The organism is Phocaeicola plebeius (genome assembly GCF_003437535.1).
Classification (GTDB): domain Bacteria; phylum Bacteroidota; class Bacteroidia; order Bacteroidales; family Bacteroidaceae; genus Phocaeicola; species Phocaeicola plebeius_A.
Genome location: NZ_QSQT01000001.1, coordinates 273,750 through 297,236, shown reverse-complemented (window position 1 = coordinate 297,236; position 23,487 = coordinate 273,750). Strand labels below are relative to the sequence as shown.

General features: G+C 41.3%; 12 protein-coding genes and 1 pseudogene. 1 reads left to right on the top strand and 12 read right to left on the bottom strand.

What is annotated here, in order from left to right; genetic code table 11:
* Positions 1 to 126 precede the first annotated feature (126 nt).
* The 6 genes from DXD04_RS01250 to DXD04_RS01225 all read right to left on the bottom strand — a co-directional run bounded on the left by DXD04_RS01250 (position 127) and on the right by DXD04_RS01225 (position 12,113).
* Positions 127 to 2,283, bottom strand: coding sequence for a glycoside hydrolase family 97 protein (locus tag DXD04_RS01250; RefSeq protein ID WP_117670137.1), 2,157 nt, complete (start codon positions 2,281 to 2,283; stop codon positions 127 to 129).
* A 14-nt stretch (positions 2,284 to 2,297) separates the two neighbouring features.
* Positions 2,298 to 4,097 (bottom strand): endo-dextranase, encoded by a 1,800-nt coding sequence (locus tag DXD04_RS01245; RefSeq protein ID WP_117670135.1) that lies wholly within the window; start codon positions 4,095 to 4,097, stop codon positions 2,298 to 2,300.
* 16 nt (positions 4,098 to 4,113) lie between these two features.
* The gene (locus DXD04_RS01240) at positions 4,114 to 5,634 is read right to left on the bottom strand and encodes a SusE domain-containing protein (RefSeq protein WP_117670133.1); all 1,521 of its coding nucleotides are present in this window, start codon (positions 5,632 to 5,634) and stop codon (positions 4,114 to 4,116) included.
* A 19-nt stretch (positions 5,635 to 5,653) separates the two neighbouring features.
* Positions 5,654 to 7,204 (bottom strand): RagB/SusD family nutrient uptake outer membrane protein, encoded by a 1,551-nt coding sequence (locus tag DXD04_RS01235; protein ID WP_117670131.1) that lies wholly within the window; start codon positions 7,202 to 7,204, stop codon positions 5,654 to 5,656.
* A gap of 18 nt (positions 7,205 to 7,222) precedes the next feature.
* Positions 7,223 to 10,252 (bottom strand): SusC/RagA family TonB-linked outer membrane protein, encoded by a 3,030-nt coding sequence (locus DXD04_RS01230; RefSeq protein ID WP_117670129.1) that lies wholly within the window; start codon positions 10,250 to 10,252, stop codon positions 7,223 to 7,225.
* 214 nt (positions 10,253 to 10,466) lie between these two features.
* Positions 10,467 to 12,113 carry a DUF6377 domain-containing protein gene (locus tag DXD04_RS01225; protein WP_220444605.1) on the bottom strand — a complete coding sequence of 549 codons (1,647 nt, stop codon included), beginning with the start codon at positions 12,111 to 12,113 and terminating at the stop codon, positions 10,467 to 10,469.
* 200 nt (positions 12,114 to 12,313) lie between these two features.
* Here DXD04_RS01225 and DXD04_RS01220 point away from each other — a divergent pair.
* Positions 12,314 to 12,463 (top strand): annotated as a pseudogene (locus DXD04_RS01220) (DUF4491 family protein); the annotation flags it as partial.
* 175 nt (positions 12,464 to 12,638) lie between these two features.
* Here DXD04_RS01220 and DXD04_RS01215 read toward each other — a convergent pair.
* The 6 genes from DXD04_RS01215 to DXD04_RS01190 all read right to left on the bottom strand — a co-directional run bounded on the left by DXD04_RS01215 (position 12,639) and on the right by DXD04_RS01190 (position 23,378).
* Positions 12,639 to 13,652 carry a glycoside hydrolase family 53 protein gene (locus tag DXD04_RS01215; RefSeq protein ID WP_117670127.1) on the bottom strand — a complete coding sequence of 338 codons (1,014 nt, stop codon included), beginning with the start codon at positions 13,650 to 13,652 and terminating at the stop codon, positions 12,639 to 12,641.
* A 6-nt stretch (positions 13,653 to 13,658) separates the two neighbouring features.
* A complete protein-coding gene (locus DXD04_RS01210) occupies positions 13,659 to 16,151 on the bottom strand; it encodes a glycoside hydrolase family 2 TIM barrel-domain containing protein (RefSeq protein ID WP_117670125.1) in 2,493 nt (830 codons plus the stop codon).
* A gap of 82 nt (positions 16,152 to 16,233) precedes the next feature.
* Entirely contained in the window at positions 16,234 to 17,331 is a 1,098-nt protein-coding gene (locus tag DXD04_RS01205; protein ID WP_117670123.1) for a glycoside hydrolase family 53 protein, read from the bottom strand.
* Positions 17,332 to 17,345: 14 nt separating this feature from the next.
* On the bottom strand, positions 17,346 to 18,794 hold the full coding sequence (locus DXD04_RS01200; RefSeq protein WP_117670121.1) for a DUF5114 domain-containing protein: 1,449 nt from the start codon (positions 18,792 to 18,794) through the stop codon (positions 17,346 to 17,348).
* An 18-nt stretch (positions 18,795 to 18,812) separates the two neighbouring features.
* Positions 18,813 to 20,384, bottom strand: a complete 1,572-nt coding sequence (locus tag DXD04_RS01195; RefSeq protein ID WP_117670119.1) for a RagB/SusD family nutrient uptake outer membrane protein — start codon at positions 20,382 to 20,384, stop codon at positions 18,813 to 18,815.
* 21 nt (positions 20,385 to 20,405) lie between these two features.
* Positions 20,406 to 23,378 carry a SusC/RagA family TonB-linked outer membrane protein gene (locus DXD04_RS01190; RefSeq protein ID WP_117670117.1) on the bottom strand — a complete coding sequence of 991 codons (2,973 nt, stop codon included), beginning with the start codon at positions 23,376 to 23,378 and terminating at the stop codon, positions 20,406 to 20,408.
* Positions 23,379 to 23,487 lie beyond the last annotated feature (109 nt).

The following is a 23,487-nucleotide window of genomic DNA, read 5'->3' as shown; positions in this document are numbered from 1 at the left end:
AATACACAATTAATTTATATCATATAGAGTAAAGTTCTTCATCCTAAAAAAAAATAAGCACCTCTGTAAATCTAACCTCACAGAGGTGCTAACATCAAAGTTCTAATTAATTATTATAATAAAATATTATTTTATAGGCGATACAGATAGCTTTTTCAACCCCTTCATTTCGTCTGAAGTTGTAACTTCAAATAGACTTATAGCATATCCACCTGCTTCTACCGTATTTATTTTTAGTTTGTTCTTAGAGTTAACGAGCCCTTTTACAATCTGATATGATTGAGGATTTGACTTATAATCAGTATCTTTTGTATCAGCATATATGGTAGCTATATAATTCTTCCCTTTTTCCAAGAAATCAAGCGAAATAACTGATTGATGATTAGCATCACCTGTAGCACTACCAATAAACCAATTATTCGTTCCTTTTTCTTTTCGAGCCACAGTTACATATTTCCCTGGTTCTGCTTCAAGATAAATACTATTATCCCAATCAACCGGTACATCTTTTATAAATTGAAAAGCATCCATAAAACGCTCATAATTTTCTGGAAGATCTGCAGCCATCTGAAGAGGGCTATACATCGTTACATACAATGCTAATTGGTTTGCCAATGTAGCATTTACGTGTGAGCTATTATTTGGATTTAATTTGGAGATATTCATTTCAAAAATACCAGGAGTATAGTCCATCGGTCCTCCCTGAAGTCTTGTAAAAGGCAGAACAGTTGTATGGAATGTCTTACTTCCACCAAAAGCCTGATACTCCGTTCCACGTGCAGATTCATTTCCAATCAGATTAGGATATGTACGACAAAGTCCTGTAGGACGAACTGCTTCGTGAGCATTCACCATTATTTTATGTTTAGCAGCCTCTACAACACAATACAAATAATGATTATTCATCCACTGCCCATAATGGTGTTCACCATAAGGCAAGATATTTCCCACATACCCACTTTTTACGGCTGTATAGCCATATTTATTCATTAACTGATAAGCCTGTTCAAGATGTCTCTCATAATTACGAGATGAACCAGATGTTTCATGATGCATCATCAATCTTATTCCTTTATCATGTGCGTATCTATTCAACTGTTCAATATCAAAATCAGGATAAGGAGTCACAAAATCAAAAACATAATCTTTTTGATTTCCAAACCAATCTTCCCAACCAACATTCCATCCTTCTACCAACAACTGATCGAATCCATGTTTCGCAGCGAAATCAATATACTTCTTCACATTTCTTGTATTAGCAGGATGATTACCATTAGATTTTACTTTCCGATAATCCGTTTCTCCAAGCTTCACGGACGGAATATCATTAGTATAGCTCCATGGCTTCCCTCCAGCAATCATCTCCCACCATACACCCATATATTTTACAGGTTTAATCCAAGAAGTATCCTCAATTTTACATGGCTCATTCAAATTCAAAATCAAATGAGATGACAAAATATCACGTGCATCATCAGAGACCATAACCGTACGCCATGGAGAATGACATGGAGCCTGTAAACGACCTTTAAATCCGTCTGCATCAGGAGTAAGCCATGACTCAAATACTAAATTTTTATCATCCAGATTTAAATGCATACATGAATAATCAACCAAAGCTGCTTCATGCAAATTAATATACAACCCCTCATCTGTTTTCATCTGCAATGATGTTTGCACTCCTGTTGGGGAAAATACAGTTTGAGAGGCATTGGAAGTTACTGCATTTGGCAACAATGAACGTATTTCAGATAACTTCGACTCCGTATAGTCATACTCCTGAGTATCATAATCCCCAGGAATCCACCAAGCCGTATGATCACCAGTCATAGCAAACTGACTATGCTCCTCTTTTATTACAAAATAAACTAAATTTTTTTGCTGGGGAAATTCATAACGGAATCCAACCCCATCATCATATACCCGAAAACGAATATTCATATAACGATCTGTTGATGGCTGCTTCAACTCTGCAAGAAGTTCATTATAATGATTACGTATTTCTTTGACCTCACCCCATACAGGCTGCCAAGTTTCATCAAAAGTAGATGTAGTAACATTAAGTTGTTCAAAGCCATCCATCAAATTCTTTCCATCACGTAATTCCAGACCTAATCTACTTTCTTTAATTACAGGTTTACCTTTGTAATCTACTTTATAAGTAGGTATCCCATTCTTTAACTGGAAATCAATTGAAACGATTCCATTAGGTGATGTTACCACATCAGCATCAACATTTAATGCTGAAAATAATAATGCAGATATAATTAATTTTAGCTTCATACTGTTTTTTATTCTTATTTATATTCAACAACCAACATGTTCCAATATTTTAATGAAGGCAAAGTAAACTCTAAACGGTTCCCATTTACCTTAAATGCAATTGGGATTACGGCTCCTCCGGCATAATCAGGTGATGCCATCCAAAGACCTTTCACAGAACGTGAAGGACAAATACTAAAGGAAGGGTTTTCAATTGTATTGGGTTCCGGCATAGTTCCATAATCATCACGCCATTCATCACTATCAGCTTGTGATAAATTCAACAAATGAATAACATCCTGATTTTCCAGACTACGCCCTATCGTACATAACTTTCCTTTAACCGGTGGCCAGGATTGCACCTCAAATTTACCGTCAACAGATACAATATCGACATTAGTTGTCAATGAACCACCATCACGCAGCACATTCTGATAAGCAGTCATAAAATCATAATAATGAATTATATCCTTTTTTAAAGCCTCCGTCATTTTCAAATTGTCATTAGGGAAATACTCCTTGCACAACATGTGAGGGCCAAGTTCCAGATGTGAGCCTCCCAATGCAAACATCACCGCATCAGTCAACAAAACCCCTGGAGCATTAAATTCACCTTGATTTTCAGCCAACCAATAGTTCATATAGGCTGCAAATACGGTATTCAACTGATTGCCAGAGTATTCATTATTCTCATCTATAATTGTTTTCAGATGACTAAATTTCGCCTCAGTACGGTCATTATCTTTACCCCATACCTCATTATACAAAAAATCGACCTTTCCTGTTTTGGCTATCTGTTCTGCGCCATAGCGGCTGACAGCATTCATAATCAACCTCTTATCTGGATGTGCCTGCTTCATTGCCTTTATAAATGACGCATAACCTTGTGGCAAATCAACTTCCTTACCATATACATTAAATACGGTTCCTCTGTTTCCCAACTGGTCTATCTGATAACCATCAAAAGCAAAATGATTATATACGTCTGTATTACGTTGTATCAAATAGTCCTGCCATGCCTTATTCCCCGGATCTGTCAAATAAATATTACTTTTCCAACTATCAGGCAATTCATGGCAATCACGCGTTTTTGCCTTATAATCTTTGAAAAGCCCCCAGCTATCTTTCACACCATCCAAATTCGCATCATCCAAAGCACCAAAACAAAGATTATAAAAAATGGACTTCATCCCCAAAGCATGCTGCACCTCAATATACTTTTCCACAGTTTCCGTATATACATCACGATTGGCAATATCCTTATACACAGGCATAATCTGTCCATCACGAGTACTTCCTAAAGGCCAATGATGCTTATTATGCCAGTCTTGGAATTGTACACCATTAATGTGGCAACGGCTCAAATAAGACATCTCATCCTTTATATCTTCATCCGATTTCTGACCAAACTCTGCCACAAATCCATACCTAGGAAATCGTTTCCAATCGCTAGAAGCATCAACCGCAATTGTTCCGTAAATTACTTCCTTATCATCCGATGATGCATAAATATCAACCATATAACCTGTAAAATCGACAGTTGGAAGAGTCCACGTCCATGACGAACCAGCCAAAGGTTGTTCTTCAATTACTTCATCCAAATGACGATAACGAATTTTTGCGTTCGACGGAATGTTACCTAAAATACCAAAACTTACTGTTTCTCCTGGTGCATAACAAGCTTTATCCGTAAATAAAGAAATACCAGTTCCTTCCTCTATTTTAACAGAAACTTCACCTCCTTCATATTCCAAATTTGCCATTCCTGCTCCGTCATCGTTCTTACATGCAGTAAAAAGGAGAAAAATTCCTGCCAAGTAAATTATTTTTTTCATGATAAACAATTCTAATTTAATCAATTTTCTTAACTACGAGTTTTTCTGTAGCTTGATTCAGGGTAATCGTATAGTTTCCCGGATCAGTCACAACCCATTTATTATCTAAGCTTCCATAACCATAATCTGGATTCGTTTTATCAATCCAGTACATATCATATTCACCTGCTTCAAACGTAAGACCATTTTCTACAGCCATAAACCAAGCTCCCATCCAATCAGACTGGTTATCACAGGTAAACTTAATTTCACCTGCTGTCAGATTTCCAGTCCACTGATAAGTATATTCGTTAATCTTTGTCATTGGAGCAGAAGAAGGCAAAGTCCAACCTGCAGGAGTAGCATTACCTATCAAAGAAATTTCCGTATAAGGTTCAAAAGGAGCCATCACCATTTTTTCCTGGCCTGTTGTTATGTCCAAACGAATCTTATAAGCCTTTCCGCATTCTTCTTCTTTCAAAACCCATTTCTGATCTGTACCACCCAATTTTACATTAGTATCCGTATACGGAGCTTTATCTTGAGTTGCCATATACATATTATCCCAACTTCCATCCATGGTTCCAAACTTAAACTCACCATCAGGAGTCCATGTAAATACATCACCATATAAAAATACGAACGGATTCACAGGATCTTGCTTCATCGGTTTAAAAGTCCAATTAGTAAAGCTACCGACAAAATACAAAGTATTAAAAGCTGGAGCCGCTGGAGTACTCTTGACTATATTCAGAGTATTATTCAACAAATCAATCGTAAGCTTATAGGTTCCGGTTTCTGTTACCTGAAATTTCAAGTCATCTACCGTATCATCAACTTTTTGAATAATATTTGTGGTCATACCATCACTTAATATTTGTTCTCCATCAGGAGCACAAACATAAGCAATAGAAGAAAAGTCCATTTGAGTAAAGAACTTAAAATCCTTACCCTCGGTCAATGTTGCAGTAATATTAAAAATACCAGGTTGCTGGTTATCAACCAAACTACACACTCCCATTTGTTCTACATACCATCCACCTTCCGTCGCATCACCACAAATATATAATGTCTCAGAAACCGGTTCATAAGTAGTCACTTTAAAAGAAACAGAAGAATTCTGCTCATAGTCTTCATAACCGACGACCTCTGCAATCACAGTTGCTTCAACTTCCACTGTTTCACCGTATGTCAAACTAATTCCAGCAGCATGCAAATAATCATTTAATTCTCTAACTGTAAAAGCATAAGAAAGTTCCTGATCATTAAATCGCTTATTTAACAATGGTTCTGCTGGTTCAGTACTTCCTTTCTCCCGCAGCTCCAACTTATAATTCAACCGCGCTCCTGTCCCATAATTTGTACCACTAGTCCACTTTAATGTTAGAGCTGTCAAAGCTGCATCATTTTCATTAAGATTAATCACCTCCTTATCAGCAGTCAATGTCAGCACATCATAGCCTTTATTTGTTTCAGCCAAATCCTCTGAACAAGAACTTAACGTAAAAACACAACAAAGCAATACGGATAAATAAAAAAATATATTTTGAACTCTCATAATCTATAAGTTTAAGTTATTAATAACCGGGGTTCTGTACCATCAATGCATTCGCATCCATTTCTACTTGTGGAATAGGTAGTAACATACGGTCTTTAGTTGCATTTACCTTGCCAATAGAATTAAAGAACTTCAAGGCATAATCTCCCCCATCAATACGGATTAAATCAAACCAGCGATGACCTTCGAATGCAAGTTCCATCCGGCGCTCATGAATGATTTTCTCCTTCATTTCCTCCTTATTAGTTGACAGAAAGTCTCCTAATCCGGCGCGACGTCGTACTATATTCAATGGAGTTTGCGCCTGAACCGTTTCACCCAATTCATTCAAAGCCTCCGCCTTCATCAATAATACATCCGCATAACGGTAAGCTATAAAGTTCTGAGGACTTGTCTCTGCATCCTGATATAAATTTAAAGAAATAGGAATAATAAATTTACGCACATTACGCCCAGTCATAAAAGCATAACTTGCCTTATAGGACTTTCCATCAAAATCCGGACATCCTTCATAAAATACGGTAATATCTTTACGTTTATCACCTTCTTCATACGATTCAAAGAATTCATCAGTAGGTTGATTCCACCCATAAGAGCCATAAGTAAATCCAGAGTTACGAGGCCCCATAAATGTTGAACACCAGGATGACTGTCCATCATTTGCCCAAAAACCGCCCGTTCCTGCATTCTCTCCAGAATATTGTATTTCAAAAATAGATTCTGCACTATTCTTATTTTTAATTAAATTCTCATTCCATAAAGAAGCATAATCACAAGCTGCCAAATCATATCCCATCGTAGCGATCTCATCACATAAATCAACAACTGCTTGATAAAATCCTTCTTCGGGTGCTAAAGATGCATAGGTATTACCGTATGAAGCAAGAGTCAAATAAACTTTTGCTAACTGAGTGCAAGCGGCATCCTTAGTAGCACGTCCTAAGTCAGCTGGAGCTAACTCATTTTTTTGAGGTAAGCGTTCTATAGCCTCCTTACAATCTTTTATAATCAGGTCATAGACTTCTGTTACTGTATTACGGGCAATGTCTTTAGGGTCACTAACTTTAGCCGGTTCTGTACGAATAGGAACTCCTCCAAAACAACGAGCCAAGATAAAATAATAATGCGCACGTAAAAAATAAGCCTCACCCAAAGAACGGGTCAATATTTCCGGAGAAATATTATCCGCATTAGCTGATAAAGACTGAATGGCTGTATTGCAATTACCAATACCAGTATATCCTCCTCTCCATAATCCAACTGCAAGATTATTACTTGGAGTTGCATAGAAATTAGCAACTTCTTTTGTTTCAACTCCATCAGTACCTGTAGAAGGATCTCCCCCCGCTTCGCTATCACCGGCACAAATATCCATACTCCAGATACGCTGATTATAAAGATTCATAGACTGTAAAGACTGATAACATCCGTTAGTCATAGCTACAGCCAAATCATCGCTCATAGGAATAGTAGTACTAGGAGAATCCTTAGGATACTTTTCCAAAAAATCACTGCAAGAAGAACAAGTCAGCAAAGCAGATGCCAATATTATATAAGTAATATGTTTCATAATAATTGTTTTTTCAGATTAGAAATTAAAGTTGACTCCTAAACTAAGAGTTCGTGAAATAGGATAACGATTATTATCTATCCCATTAATATCTACTTCTGGGTCAAAACCAGAATATCCAGTAATAGTAGCCACATTATCGCAAGAAACAAACAGACGTGCATTCTCCAAGGTTAACTTCTTTATCCATTTTTTGGGGAAATTATATCCTAACGTAATATTCTTTATACGCAAATAAGAGCCGTCCTCAACCCAACGGTCAGAAACACGATTATTCTTAGCTGGGTCATTTAGTACCGCACGAGGCATAACATAACTTGTTCCTTCCCCTGTCCAACGGTTCAAAACTGCCGTAGTCTGGTTCGCAGCCCCAGCCATTCCCTCATTCGTTATATTATTTGCATTAAAAATATCATTTCCACTCACTCCCTGCAAATAAATAGACAAATCAAATCCTTTATAACTCAGGTTATTATTCATTGAGAATATCCACTTAGGAGATGGATTACCGATAACAGTACGGTCATCTTCATTAATTTTTCCATCATTATTCAAATCTTTAAAACGAATATCACCCGGACTAGTTTCCGTACTTTGGAATGCATGTGAATTAACTTCCTCCCAATTTTGGAAAATACCATCAGTCACATACCCATAAAAAGTATTTATCGGAAATCCATTAGCCAAACGAATTACATTTTCACCGGCAATCTCATTACGGAACATCGGTATGTTGCTATTTAAATCTACAATCTCATTGGTATTATAAGTCAAATTCAAACTAGTATCCCAGTTAAAATCCCCTCCAACAAAGTTATAAGTATGTAAAGCCAACTCAACACCTTTATTACGGACCTTTCCAGCATTAGTCTGACAACTTGAGACTGTTTCATCAAATCCGGCAGTAATAGGAACTGAAGCTGAAACTAACATATCCTTTGTATTCTTTACATAAGCATCCAAAGATAGGTTTACACGCGAATTAAACAAACTTAAGTCAACTCCGATATTGGCCTGATGAATAGCCTCCCAACGGATATCAGGATTATACAAACTTGTTGTAGTCAACGCATCGACAACCTCCCCTCCAAAAGCATATTTACGGATATCAAACAATGCTGCAAAATCATAATTACCAATTGAAGCCTGATTACCAGTTACTCCATATCCTGCACGTAATTTTAAATCGGACACGACCTCACTTTGTGGAAACCAAGATTCTTTGGATATACGCCATGCTAATGACACAGAAGGGAATGTACCCCAACGATTATTTTCTCCAAAACGTGAAGAACCATCACGTCGTACAGTTGCCGTAACTAAGTATTTATCATCAAATGAATAGTTGACACGAGCCATATACGAAAGTAAAGCCCATTCGCTCATGGAACCCGTCAAGCTTGTTATTTCCTTCGCATTGGTCAACTGACTAAATTCATTAAATAAAAAGCCGGATACATTACCATTCATGTAATTATATTTATTCCACTGTGCAGAACTACCTACCATAGCATCTAAATGGTGCTTTCCAAAATCTTTATTAAAAGTAAAATAGTTATCCCACAAGTAAGTAAAAGATTTATCACTACTTTGGTACTTACTTGTTTCACCAGCTTCTCCAGAAGCAGTCCAGTCATACTTTGGATAAAGGTCCTCATTAAACCAAAATTTAGCATCATAGCCAAATGTTGACTTAAATTGCAACCAGTCACAAAACTTTATTTCTGCTGAAATATTAGCCAAGAAATTATATCCATCCGTCCGCTTGCTATCATTGTATATAGGCCCAATAGGATTACGCATCGTTCCGTACCAGTTAGCCTGTGAACGATTGTCGTAGTCCGGATAACCAGGATAGCTCCAGTCACCCTCATCTGTTTTAACCGGCTGTGTAGGAAGTGCCTTCATTGCACCGGCCACATCATAGCTTCCTGAAGTTTTAGTATCAGTAGAAAATGTCAGGTTATTTGAGAACTTCAACCAATTCAAAACCTGAGAGTCCGTGTTGGCTTGAAACGTAAAACGGCGATATTTAACGCTCTCTACCACACCTTTTTGCTCTAAAAATCCACCAGAAACATAATAATGAGACTTTTCACTCCCTCCAGAGTAACTAACTGTATAATTTTGTGATAGTCCTGTACGGAACATTTCATCAAGCCAATCAGTACTTGAAGTCAATGAAGAAGGATCTGCCCACAAAGGATTTGTTGTTTGCCCAGCTGCAGAAAGCATATCATTGCTATAAGCTGCATACTGGCTCGCATTCAACATCTCTGGTTGATTCGTAACATTCTGTACAGCCCAATTAGCACTGAAAGAAAGCTTACCTTTCCCACTTTCTCCCTTTCTCGTAGTAACCATTACTACACCATTAGCACCGCGAGAACCATAAATAGCTGTGGCAGAAGCATCTTTTAGAACATCAACACGCTCGACATCTGCCATATTGATAGAATTAAGTCCTAAATCTGTAGGTACTCCATCAATTACTATCAACGGATTACTATCATTGATAGAACCAATACCACGTACTCGAATAGTAACATTATCTCCGGGCTTACCACTATCTATAATCTGCAATCCTGCAACTTTACCTTGCAGTGCCTGACCTACGTTAGATATTGGAGAGTTCTTCATATCCTTCGCTCCGACAGAACCTACTGCTCCTGTCAGGTCACTCTTTTTCATCGTACCATATCCCACAACAACTACCTCGTCCAATAGTTCCGTGTCATCTTTCAAAGTAATAACAAGCGGCTGGTTACCTGTCACTGTTACATTCTGACTTGCGTATCCTATATAAGAAATCACCAAAACCGATCCTTTAGGAATACTTAAAGAGAATTTTCCATCAATATCCGTTATAGAACCATTCGACGTTCCTTCCTGGATAACATTTGCCCCAATAACAGGTTCCCCTGTAACATCCTTTACAGTACCTGTTACCGTAAGATTCTGACCAAATACACTCGCTGTAATAAATAGCCCTCCTAAAAGAGAAAGCGCTCGCTTCTTTTGTAGAAACCTTGAAGTGTTGTTTTGCATAAATTAGACTTTTAATTAATAAATTAGATGTAATATTACTACATCCTTTTCCAACAATGCAAAAGTATTATGCTAATATAAAAGCTTCAAGGCAACCAAGTATAAAAGTAGTAATTTAAGGTGTTCAAATAATCATAACATTCTTATTATTATAATATTAGAAAATGATTTCAATGTCAAAAAAGTAGTAATCCAATAAATGAAAAACAAGACGCTACTGCTCTAAACTACCAATTTGCATGACATATTTTTCAAATTCATCCCGATTGCAAGCCGCCTTATTCCGTGCCTTAGTTCGATAATTATAAATGGTAGTAACCGAATAACGAAGGAACTGAGCTATTTTTACACTATCTGTAATACCTAACCGAATCAATGCAAAAATACGCAACTCTGTATTAAGCCGTTCATTCGGCTTTAAATGAACTTTTTCACTTTCAATTAATAGTTTATTAAAATCATCAACAAAAGTCGGAAACAGCAACAAAAAGGTATCATCAAAACTCGCATAAAAATCTTTTAATTCTTTATCAACCAGTCGAGAAGACTTCAACTGATGATACAATTCCTCAACCTTTCCAACCGCAGCTAATTTAGCTAAACTTTTACGGTATTCATCCAACTTCTCAATATACGTTGAGCATTGATCAAGATAACGTCCTATGTAAATCTCCTTTAAATAAGTATTCTCACTCAATGCGTGATTCAACTCCTTCAACTTAGCATTTGACAGGCACAAGTCATTGTTTAAATCCTGTAGTTTCCGGTTCGCATCTATTACTTGACGTCGTGCTACCGCCAGACGTTTCATCTGGCAATACATATAATAAACTCCTCCCAATAAAATAAATGACAAGATACAAATACAAATAAACATTATTTGTAACTTATGCTGCCGCCTTGCTTTTTCTAAATGATAAGCCTCATTTATCACCGGAAATATTTTCAAGGTTTCTATAATCCGTAAACGGGCATTACACATAGCTGCATCTTCCATACAAAGTTTCAAATAAGAATAAGCACGATCGAGGTCTCCCTCTTGATAAAGTAACACAGCCAGTTCTCTCAAGGAAGCATATTCTCTAACTCCCGATTTCATATCAGCTATAGCAGAAAGCAACAAACAGCGTTTCTGGTTCTCTTTATCTCCAATTAAAGAATAAGAGTTTGATAATGTATAATAAAGTATAGCCTCATCATGAACTTCCATTTTATGTTTATTAGTATAATCTTCAAGCATTGCAATAGCTTCCTTACATTGACCATGAACATTATAACGATCAGCCTTAACAATTTGATAAGTAACAGACTCCTGATTATTTACCAGCAAAATAGAATCTCTATAAGAATCCGTTAATCTATTATATTGGCCTTTTTGGGCAACAGAAACCGTATAATCAGCCATATTCCCATAAACAGTACGATAAACATGATAATAATAAGGTCGCAAATAATCAGGCAACCGTTCCCGATTAACCTTTTTCATCAAATCCAGAGATTCTTTAAACATACCAGCAACTCCAGAAATCTCCGCCATATTCATTAAAGCATTTATCTGGTAATCCTCATTCTGGATACGTTGAGCAACTTCATAAATAGCACGAGCCACATGCAATGAAGAGTCAGCATTAAAAGAAGAATATCCAGAATATAACTCTCCTAATATATGATAACGTTGTTCATTAGTTTCTGAATTATCTAACATTTTATTCAAACGCTCCAAGTATTCCAAACGCTTCTTTATATACAAAGGACGTTCTTTAATTGCTTTATCAAGCTCTGATAACAACATAGGCATCTCATCTGCCATAGAAACAATAGCAAAAAAAAGCAGAAACAACGAAATCAAGAATTTCTTCATTCTAGATACAATAACTATAAGTTAAACCAAATTCAAATCTATCGTATAAACACAAAATTAATCAATTAAATGAAACAATAAATATTTCTTTCTCAAATTATAACTGATTTGAATATACCATAAAAAATTTATTTCAATGCTCCAGCCGCCTTCTGTCCATAATAAGATAAATTACTGAAATATAGGTCATCGATTACATACTGGTAAGTCAGATTCTGCTGTCGACCCTGTTGGGAGTTTTCTCATTCTCTTCTTTCTGGACCATCAAGGAGGTCTTCGAACAGCGCGAACGCGTACTGAAAGGCTGGTTCCCGATGAATCCGAAGCGGAAGAAAGAATACGAGCAGTAAGAAAACGGGTTCTAGAAGCAATATGACAACTTCCAGAACCCGTTTTTTACAGACATAGTAATGAAGCCATGATATGCTCCATGAAGGACTGAGCCTAATAATTAAACGTAATTGAAAATTACCTTATGAAAAAATAGAATGCAATAAAAAAAGGCTTTTCAAACTCTTACACTCACTAATTTTCCGTAAAGGCTTCCATAATGGCGGTAGGGTGTCCATCGGCAGTAAATGCACCCAATACGTAAGGAGTGGGTTTACATTCGGGTTCCCAATAAAACACACCCCGGCATTTTCCTTCGGTTTCCATACGGGCTTGGCGGATGATACGGGCAAGCTGCGCTTTCCCTTCTTCCGGTTTTGCCGACTCCATTCCCGTTTCAACAATCATGACGGGGCAGTTATATTTTCGGCTCATCCGACGAATATTATCCATACACCGCGTTATCGCTTCATCAGCATTTTTAACGTGTTTGTACATAATCGACCAGTACGGATAAAGCGACATACCTATCATGTCCCATTTCCCTCCGTTAGCCTTCAGTCCGTCAAAGATATAATTATACAATTCGTTGTTAAACCCGTTGTCAAGGTGGACGATGACAGTCGTTTCCGGGAAAATATCTTTTACGGCATCATAACCTGCAGTGGTCAAGGCAGCATATTGCGGCATATTAGTGCTGGCGCGTCCCACCTCCCAAAGGAAACCGTCGCTGGTTTCGTTGCCCACCTGTACCCAGCGAGGTTTGATGCCGCTATTTTTAAGTAGCAACAAGACATCGCGTGTATGTGTGGCCACAGCTACCTTCAAATCTTCGAACGACAGGTTCTGCCAAGCACGTGGAATGGTTTGATGTGCAGGGTCTGCCCAAAAATCGCTATAATGAAAGTCTACCATCAGCTCCATGTCGTTTGCTTGAGCGCGCTTAGCCAGTGTAAGCATATCTTCCTTGCTGCTCCATCCGTCTTCAGGGTCTACCCACACGCGCAGACGGATGGCGTTAAGCCCTAATTCTTTCATCAGGGCAGTACATTCACGTTCTTCGCCTTTCTGATTATAAAACCGGTGCCCTTCTGCTTCGAGTTGGGTAGTCCAACTGATGTCGGCACCTTTGTAGAACGTAGTGTCTGTTTGTCCATACGCGTGGAAGGAACAAAGAGCCATCCACGCAAGATATATTATCTTCTTCATACCCAGTTATTTTACAGGTTTCACGTTAATCCGGATACTTCCGCTTTTTACGCCTTTAGCTGTAGCTTGCAGTTCCAATGTGCCGGCTTCTTCGCCCGCCTGGAGGATAACCGTCAACATTCCGTTAAAAACGTGCATCCGGGGCAGATGGAAAAGATCGAGGCAAGTGGGGTCGCCATTGGCTGAAGCACGGTAAGTTCCGGCTCCTTTTACCCTAAAGTTAACCAAGCGCCCGTCGGTAGGACAGAGATTGCCGTCTTTATCTACGATGCGCAAGGTTACATAAGCAAGCTCTTTTCCATCGGCATTTAGTGTATGGTGAGGGGTGGAAAGTTCGATATGATGCGGCTTTCCGGCAGTACGGACTGTCTGTTCTGCCACCGCTTTTCCTGCTTCGTCATAAGCCACTACTCTTACTTCGCCCGGCTCGTAAACCACGTCTGTCCACATCAGGCGGTAGCGGCGTTGCAGCCAGAGCGAATCTTTTCCCTGTAATGCCCTGCTTTCCTCGACCGTAAGTTTGCACTGCCTGCCATAACTTTTTCCGTTGACAAAAAGTTCGGCTTCGGGATAGCTGGTATAAACAAACACAGGCGTATTTTTTCCTTCTCTCCCATGCCAAGTCCAGTGGGGCAATATATATAATGTAGGCGACTGTTTATTCCAGATGCTACGATATAAGTAATAACGATCTTTAGGCAAGCTTGCCAAATCAATGATACCGAACAATGAGCTGTGACTGGGCCAAGCATCAGTATCGTAAGGCGAGGGTTCGCCCAGATAATCGAAGCCGGTCCATACGAACTGCCCGATTGTCCACGGATAATCATCAGCTAATGCAAAATCTTCATCGGGTACATTACTCCATGAACAATATTCCAAATCATATCCGGTAGACTGGTGGTCGTCATACATCGCTGTGTGGCGTTTAACGACCGGGAACTTATATACTCCACGCGAGCTGACCGTAGAAGCGGTTTCTGAACCCAGCACGATATTTTGCGGCAGGCGGTTATATGCTTCCGTATAGAGGTGGGTACGATAATTGAAACCGGGAACATCCAACAAGGCAGCAAATCCATTGTCTAACACACTCAAAACCTGATCCATGCCGCAAGTGACAGGACGTGTAGAATCTTCTCGATGGCAAATTTCCTGTAAGAATGCAGCAACTTTGCAACCTTCTGGTTTCCATTGGGTAGGAACCTCGTTGCCGATGCTCCACATCACCACGCTGGGATTGTTGCGGTAATGGCGAACCATGTTTACAATGTCTTTTTCCGCCCATTCATTGAAAAAGCGGTGGTATCCGTTCTCACACTTGGCTATATCCCATTCATCGAACGATTCAACCATCAGCATGATACCCATCTCGTCGCAAAGTTCCACCAGCTCAGGGGCAGGCATGGTATGTCCGGTACGGATGGCATCACATCCCATGTCTTTCAGTAAAATCAGCTGATGGCGCAAGGCAGATACATTGATAGCCGCTCCCAACGGCCCTAAATCGTGATGATTGCATACTCCTTGAAATTTGCGGTGCTTGCCGTTCAGAAAAAATCCTTTGTCGGCTACAAACTCCAGACTGCGAATGCCGAAACGGGTGGTATATTCATCAACAAGCCGGTTGTCTGCATAGACTTTAGAAACGGCTTTGTACAATGAAGGACTTTCGGGCGACCACAACATCGGGGAATTTACCAGAAAGTTTTGTTCGAAAGACATTCCGTTAGTGATTTTGCGCGTATTGTCTTTGGCGGCAACTATCTTTCCTTCGGGCGAAACAATCTCGGTTACGATACGGACATCTTTATTGTCGGCATTTGCTACCGTTGTAAGTAATTTTACCGAAGCATAATCAACACTTACGTGTGGGGTAGTCAGTTTCGTACCCCAAACGGGTACGTGTATGTCGTCTGTAGCAATGACATGCACATTCCGGTAAAGTCCGGCTCCGGGATACCAGCGCGAAGACTGCGGACGGTTTTCCAAGCGTACTGCCAGCGTGTTTGCTTGTCCATCTTTATTGACATACGGTGTTACATCAAAATAGAAAGAATTATATCCCCAGGGCCAAAAGCCTATTTCTTTTCCATTTACGTAGATACGGGCTTCGCTCATCGCGCCGTCGAACATCAGCGTAATCTGTTTGCCGGCAGGTGCATGGAAAGTAGTACGATACCAGCCTACACCCACGTATGGCAATCCGCCCGTCCGTCCGGTTTTCACCGAAGCCTCCGTTTCAAAATTCTGGGTAACAGCTACGTTCTGTAAATCATGGCTGCGGTCGAACGGACCAAAGATAGCCCAGTCGTGAGGAATCGTAACAGCCTCCCACTCCGAATCATCAAATCCGGGAGTCTCGGCCCCTTTCACGTCTCCTTTTGTGAACCGCCATCCTTTTTCTAACAGTTGCTCGCTGCGTTGTGCCCATACAGAGCCCGACGTGATAACACATACAAAGAAGAAGATGAGTTTAAATAGGTTTGTATGTTTCATATTGTTGGTTTTTGAATAGTTAGATTTGAATAATCTATTCAGGAGGGAAGTCTTTTCACTACTCCCCTCCTGATAACAAATTTTAGTTACGAGCGAAAGCATTCAGTGAGGCAGTAGGTTTTCCGCTGTCATCAAATAAGCCCTTTTGGTATCCGTTCCATCCTCCATAACATTCCGGTTCCCAAACAAATACCCCCAAGCATCCCTCTACCTGTTTAGCTTTGGTCATGAAATCGGAATAAAAGGCTTCAGCTTGTTCGTAGTTCCACGGGATACCTATCTCGCAAACCATGATTTGGGTATGATACGTACTGATAAGCGATTGCATATTGGCAATGCAAGCATCGTTTTGTGCCTTCCATGTCTGCCCGTTTTCATCTACCGGACTCCATTCAGCCAGTCCATTGTTTTCATCAGGGTCTTCGCCCGGATAAAGCGACATTCCGATAATATCCCATTTCGCTCCGTTCCCTTGCAAGCCATTAAATATCCATGCATAATGCGTCAACTCGTTACCCCGGTCTAAATGAACAATAACCTGAGCTTCAGGATAAACCGTTTTTACAGCATCGTAACCCGAATTGACCAATGCCGCAAAGTTTGCCATATCCGTGCTTGCCTTGCCTTCGTCAAACAACATGCCGTTGCTGGTTTCGTTTCCTACTTGTACCCATTCCACGTCGATACCTTGATTTTTAAGCGTAGTCAATACTTCAGTCGTATGGTTGGCGACAGCCTGACGCAGTTCATCAAACGAATAATCCTCCCAAGCCGCCGGTTTGGTTTGATTTCCCGGATCCGCCCATGTATCGCTGTAATGAAAATCAATCATCAGCCGGTATCCCAAGTTATGTGCCCGCCATGCTTTGGCAACTACGTCGGCTTGGTTACACCAGCCGTCGACAGGATTCACCCACACACGTAAACGGATAGCATTCATCCCAAGTTCGCGGAGCAGAGACATACATTCCCGTTCTTTTCCGTCGGCATCATAAAATTTCCTTCCGTTAGCTTCCATTTCGGTCAGCCAGCTTACATCGGCACCGCGGGCAAATCCCGTCATATCGTATGTCTCTTCCGGAATTTCGGGGAATACCGGTTTATCATCGTCGTTGCAGGAAGTGATGGCAACCCCCGCCAATAGGAGTAAGCCCATCCACCAGTTTTTTATCTTTTTCATGGTTGTTTCGTTTTTTAATTTGCTGTGTAATTCCAAGTCATGTTAGTAAGGTCAACGGTAAGGGTAACCGCTCCGGTTCCGTCGAACCATATATTCCATTTGTCGTCTTGTGAAGACAGTTGCGAGTTTTCATCCGGGTCGCATCCATACCATACCGAGTTCGTCCGGTCTACGATGTTGATTTGGTCTCTTACTTCTCCGGAATAAGTGCCTGTGTACACACCGCTTTCGCTGCCGGTAGGGTAGAGTGTAGTCAGGATGACTTCGGAACCGGTAGAATAAGAAACCACGTCGAGCGATTCGGGAAGCGTGACGGGAGTCTCTTCACCGGAGTCTCCTCCGCCCGGCAGTTCGGCTGCTCCTGCCTCTACGCTGACCGTGCAGTTTGTCGGATCATACAGATTCAGTCGGACGGTACATTCTCCTGCCTGCGGCACATCAACCGTAATGTTTCCGGCAGTTTCGGCTAAAGCGACATGCTCTCCATCGGCGGCAAACGCAATGCCGGTGGCTGTGCCCGAGCCGTCTCCGGTTTCCACATTATACTGTTCTCCCTGCCCGTTGATGGTTATCGTGCGGCTTCCGGCAGCGTCGGCAGTAAATGTGGCAACCCATTGGTTTGTGGCTTGGTCTAACGTAAGGTCGATGCTTTCGCTTGTCAGTCCGCTGACAGAGAGCGAACTGATATGAAGCGCACTCCATTCTGCCGCTTGCGTATTGACGATAACATAGTAACATCCAGCTGTTCCAGGAAACCACATATTCTGGAGCGAGTTGTTCGGGTCGTCTGTAAGATGGAATGCCCCTTCGCTTCCTGATGTTCCCCATATCGAGCCGTCTCCTTCTTTAAGAAGGATATGATACCATGCTTCAGGTATAGAGATAAATCCGCTGTATATACCGTCGGCATCCGGTGAGTAAAAAGTAACACCTGTTTCACCCAAATTCTCCGTCTGATCATTTGACAGGATGACAGTACCGGTGTTCATATCCATTTTGTATGGTGTGACATCGATACTTACCACATTGCTGTATACCGGAGGAATATTTGTTCCGGTAGTTCCTGCCAGACGGAAATAAATCTTATTATTCCGTCCCGTAACAGCTCCAATCTCGCTTGCTAATGAGTTCAGTTCCAGCCCTGTGAATGCGATGGAAAGTGAAGTCGTTGCAGTCTTGCTGACGGTGGTAGAAAAATCCTCCGACAGCGATGCTTCCACATAGGTTGTAACGGTGACAGTTGTTCCTACCGCAGGGTCACTTATCTGAATCGTGCGGTCTGTCCACGCCAGTGAAACCACTATCTCTTGAGCCAAGTCAGCATTCAGTTCAACCCTGTCGGTGGTAGCCATTAAGTTATTGCTTTCCAGGCTCTGCAAATATATTTTGTCGCCATCTTTCTCGCAAGCCGAAAAAGCAAGCAATGCGAACAATACGGCAAACAGGCTTTTTATCGTTTTCATAACAAAAGAGTTTAAGTATTAATAGTTCTCATTATATAAATTCGGATTGGCAGTCAGTTCGGTAGACGGAATAGGATAAATGTTATATTTGCTGTCTACCCCTGTTCCTGCCAGTGTTCCTCCTTTCCACTCCCATACGTATGTATTAGAAGTAAAACGGTTAAAGCGAATCAAGTCAGTACGCCGTGTGCCTTCCCAATACAGTTCGCGCAAGCGTTCGGCAAGGAAAAAGATACAATTGTCATTGGTCATGGCAGCCCAGTTCGGAATCGGTTCAGCTCCCACACGGTCCCTCAGTTCGTTTACATACTTGTAAGCCTGATCCATGCTGCCTCCTTGCCCGCCCCGTGCCGTAGCTTCGGCATACATCAAGTAAACATCTGCCAGACGGAATAACGGGAAGTCCGTATTCACACCCGATTGTGCCGTATTGGATGCCGTTTCTCCCGCATCGGTTACGTTTGACCATTTAGTTACCACATAACCTTCCTTCTCGTTAGTCATGTCTGTAATATTGAGGGTTTGCCCTTCGGTGATAAACATACCTCTGGGGTCATTATTGAATTGGGCAGAGGCAGCACCGCGCATTCTCATAGACCCCCATCCGCTGGCTACTCCGACTGAGTTTTGTGCCATGCCGGCAGGTACCGCCGCACATACCACATACGTGGAAGCTCCCCATGAAACAGTAGTGGTAGCATCAACAGGAAGTGTAAAAATAATTTCGTTGGTACGTTTATCATTATCAGCATTAAACAGCTTGGCATAATCCTGTTCCAGCGTATAGCCTTGTTCGATGGCATGGTTACAAGCAGTGATACATTCAGTATAGCGAGCCTCGCCGATATAGGTTTCAGCGTTCAGATACATTCTTGCCAGCAGCGTGTAAGCCGCTCCTTTCGAAGCACGTCCGTAAGGGCATTCGTCGCGGTTCAGCAATCCGTTCTCTGTTCCTGTAATTTCATTTAATTCCGTCTCAATAAAATCGAAAATCTGTTGGGCTGTATAGCGTGGGGGAATGTAACTGCCCACAGGGTCGTTTTCAGAGACAAATGGAATATCATGGAAAAAGTCGAGTGCGTGGTAATAAAACAGTGCGCGGAGGAAACGGGCTTCCGCACGATATGTACGCAGGGTAGACTGTGTTTGTCCGTCGAATGCAGCGATTGCATCGTCTGTAGTATGACGGAGAAACTCATTACAAAGCGCAATGTTATAATAGATACGATAGTACATATCCGAAACCCATACATCGGTAGCATCCCAAGAGAGGTTGCTGATGTCGCTCAGCGTTTCACCGGATAACCATGTATAGGCCACTTCATCGGTACCGACTTCTTGCAGGTTAAAATAACAGCGCATGTAATCGAATCCTTTGTTGCTTGAGAGGTCTTGACTGCCGTTCTGTTCCTGGCCGGTAGTGACCATTGCCGTATATAATTTTGCTAATACCTGATAATAACTTTCTGCACTGTTATAAATATTTTCGGAAGTGATTTCCGTATGCGGGAACTGATCCAAATCTCCTACGCAGGAAGGAGTAAGAAAACATCCGCAGCAAATCATTGCTGTATATAATATTCGTTTCATAGCTTGGTACTGGATTGAAGATTAAAAATTAAGTCCGATATTCAAAGAATAAGTACGCGGACGCGGATAAAACGTATTGTCCACACCATTAGGTACTTCCGGGTCTACGCCACTGTATCTGGTGATACAGAATACGTTTTGAACCATCGCACTGACATTGAGGTTGCATCCCTTGAAGATTTCTCCGAAGTTATAACCCAATGTAAGATTGTCCATCTTTAAGAAAGAAGCATTTTCAACGTAATGGTCGGATAAATGCTGGCGGGTCTGGAATCCGGTTTCCAGATAGCTGGTTGAAAGATTGTTCAACTGATAAGCATTGTAGCTCATTGTTTCAAAGGCTCCGGTAGTCATAGCCATGCCATTGTAAACATAGTTACCGATATTGGCACGGAAACTCATGCCCAGGTTCCATCGTTTCCATTGTAGTGAAGTACTTAATCCCATGATAAAATCCGGGGCAGGCGAATGGTAGCGGTATAAGTCGCCTTCGTTGATAGTACCGTCATTGTTTAAATCGGCATAAACACCTTCAATAGGCTTTCCGGTTTTTTCATCGTACAGCTGCTTATATACATAAAACATATAGGGTTCATATCCTTCGGAAAGGGTTTGCACATATTGTCCGTCTACCGCCGGCCCTACTTGTGTGTTGGTAGCTTGTCCTCCTTCCACAATCGACAAATTCTTAACCTTCATTTTCTGCCAAGTCATATTAAAGCTGACATCCCATGTTAAATCTTTGGTTTGAACCGGTGTAGCGTTTAAAGACAATTCAATACCTTGGCTGTCTACGTTACCGACATTGGTTGTGATGTTGCGGTCGAACGTAGAACCTGCGGCGGCAGGAACCGTGGCAATCAAATCTTTTGTTTTCCGAGTATAATAATCCAAGCTACCCGTGATGCGGTCTTTCAAGAAACCAAAGTCGAATCCAAAGTTCCACGAGGTAGTTGTTTCCCATTTCAAGTCTGATACGTATGCTTCCGGGCGGTATGTATAAATAGGAGTACCTCCTACGATACCTTGTGCCCCATCTTGGCTGATGGTATAAACAGGCAGGTAATTATAATTGCCAATACCGTCTTGCTGGCCAGTGACTCCATAACTTGCACGCAGTTTCAGGTTACTTAATACTTGTTGGTCTTTCATAAACGATTCTTCCGTAACTCTCCATCCTAAAGCAACAGAAGGGAATGTACCCCAGCGCTGCGATTGTGCAAAGCGGGAGGTGGCATCACGGCGAACAGTAGCCGTCAGCATATAGCGCGAACCGTAAGAATAATTCAGACGTCCGTAGTACGAAAGCAACACATGACGTTGGTCGGATGTCCTGTATTGAGTTTGTATTTCTCCGGCGGCATTCATTTGTGTAGTAGCCGGAGTGGCGGATTTCCAATATTGGTAATCATATCCTACGGTTGCATCGAAACTGCTGTTGAGGGTATCAACAAACTTATTGTAGTTAGCATACAGGGTCAGCAGCCTGTTCTCGTTTTTCTGCGGTCCATACGGATAATAATATCCCCCGGTAGTATAATATTGAGCAGCTTCGGGCGATACGTATTCCGATCCTTTTCCTTCGGCATAGTCGTATCCCAATGTGGCATGGAGTTTCAAGTCAGGGAAGAAATGCAAACGGTAGTCAACATCGAAGTTACCGATAAAACGGACTACCTTGCTATGAGCATCGCGTTGTTCCAGTAAACCAACCGGATTCCTTACTCCGCCCGTCACCGGACTCCCATCGCCCGTAATGGCTTCTGTAAAGCCTCCAAATGCGTCAGTCCCAGAATAAACAGGTATAGTGGGATTCATGGTAGAAGCTCCCCAGATGGCCGAAGTGTTGGCAAACTGGTTCTTATTGAGCGAACCTTTGGCATTGATAGTCAATTTCAGATGGTCATCAAAAAAAGACGGAGACAACGAAAGGCTACCGGTAAAGCGTTCGGCATTGTCTGTTTTAAGCAAACCATCCTGGTTATAATAACCTACCGATACGCGGATTGGCCAGTTCGGGGCGATACGTCCTGCCAAACTCAGGTTGTTATCTGTTCCGAAAGCGTTATGATAAACCTGGTCGTTCCAGTCGGTGTTTGCCGTTCCCAATAAAGCTTGCTGGGCAGCACTTCCTTGCGTTTTTACTACGTTTACAAACTGGTCATAGCTCAGCATGTCTGCCATTCTTGTGCGGGTCTGAATGGAATTGGTTGTACTGAACGTTACTTTCAACTTGTCGGAGTTCCCTTTTTTAGTAGTGATGATGATAACACCATTTGAAGCACGTGAGCCATAGATTGCCGTAGAAGAAGCATCTTTCAGAATGGTCATGCTTTCAATGTCATTCGGATTAATCAGACTGAGGAAGTTTCCATCGTTTCCGCTGATACCTCCTTGTTCCAATGGCACACCATCCAGCACGATAAGCGGGTCGTTGCTGGCGTTCAGCGAAGCACCTCCACGTACACGGATGGTACTACCTGCCGTAGGCGAACCACTGTTCGACATAATCTGTACACCGGAGATTTTCCCATTGATAAGCTGCTCCGGCGAGCTGACCAGTCCCGTATTGAAATCTTCGCTCGACACGTTGGTAACCGAGCCGGTCAAATCGCTTTTACGCTGTGTACCGTAACCGATGACTACCACGTCGCTCAGCATTTCTGTATCCGATTTCAGTCGAATGTTTAATACGTTGGCAGACACATTTACTGTTTGAGAAGCGTATCCGATGTACGAAAATTGAAGTTGCTTGCTTCCTGCCGGAAGTTCTACTGAGTAGTTTCCATCGAAATCGGTGATAGTCCCGGTTGTGGTACCTACTACCAATACACTGACTCCGATAAGAGGTTCTTGATTTTCATCATCGATGACTTGTCCGGTAATGATTCTTTTTCCGCTTTGTTGCGCGGAAAGTGTGATTGTGTTTCCGCCTCCTGTTATTATCAGAAAGAACAGGAACACTTTCAGCAGATTAAAAATGTTGTTTTTCATGTTACGTATTATGTTTTTTTGTTCGTGGCAAAGGTAGAATACAACCTGCTACTTCAAAGAAACATATCGGACATATAACAAAAGAAATCGGACAACTGTTGTAAAACAG

What these genes read in the sequence shown, in the direction of transcription:
- DXD04_RS01250 (WP_117670137.1), bottom strand. Translation starts at nt 2,283, where the DNA reads ATGAAGCTAAAATTAATTATATCTGCATTATTATTTTCAGCATTAAAT.
- DXD04_RS01245 (WP_117670135.1), bottom strand. Translation starts at nt 4,097, where the DNA reads ATGAAAAAAATAATTTACTTGGCAGGAATTTTTCTCCTTTTTACTGCA.
- DXD04_RS01240 (WP_117670133.1), bottom strand. Translation starts at nt 5,634, where the DNA reads ATGAGAGTTCAAAATATATTTTTTTATTTATCCGTATTGCTTTGTTGT.
- DXD04_RS01235 (WP_117670131.1), bottom strand. Translation starts at nt 7,204, where the DNA reads ATGAAACATATTACTTATATAATATTGGCATCTGCTTTGCTGACTTGT.
- DXD04_RS01230 (WP_117670129.1), bottom strand. Translation starts at nt 10,252, where the DNA reads ATGCAAAACAACACTTCAAGGTTTCTACAAAAGAAGCGAGCGCTTTCT.
- DXD04_RS01225 (WP_220444605.1), bottom strand. Translation starts at nt 12,113, where the DNA reads ATGAAGAAATTCTTGATTTCGTTGTTTCTGCTTTTTTTTGCTATTGTT.
- DXD04_RS01215 (WP_117670127.1), bottom strand. Translation starts at nt 13,652, where the DNA reads ATGAAGAAGATAATATATCTTGCGTGGATGGCTCTTTGTTCCTTCCAC.
- DXD04_RS01210 (WP_117670125.1), bottom strand. Translation starts at nt 16,151, where the DNA reads ATGAAACATACAAACCTATTTAAACTCATCTTCTTCTTTGTATGTGTT.
- DXD04_RS01205 (WP_117670123.1), bottom strand. Translation starts at nt 17,331, where the DNA reads ATGAAAAAGATAAAAAACTGGTGGATGGGCTTACTCCTATTGGCGGGG.
- DXD04_RS01200 (WP_117670121.1), bottom strand. Translation starts at nt 18,794, where the DNA reads ATGAAAACGATAAAAAGCCTGTTTGCCGTATTGTTCGCATTGCTTGCT.
- DXD04_RS01195 (WP_117670119.1), bottom strand. Translation starts at nt 20,384, where the DNA reads ATGAAACGAATATTATATACAGCAATGATTTGCTGCGGATGTTTTCTT.
- DXD04_RS01190 (WP_117670117.1), bottom strand. Translation starts at nt 23,378, where the DNA reads ATGAAAAACAACATTTTTAATCTGCTGAAAGTGTTCCTGTTCTTTCTG.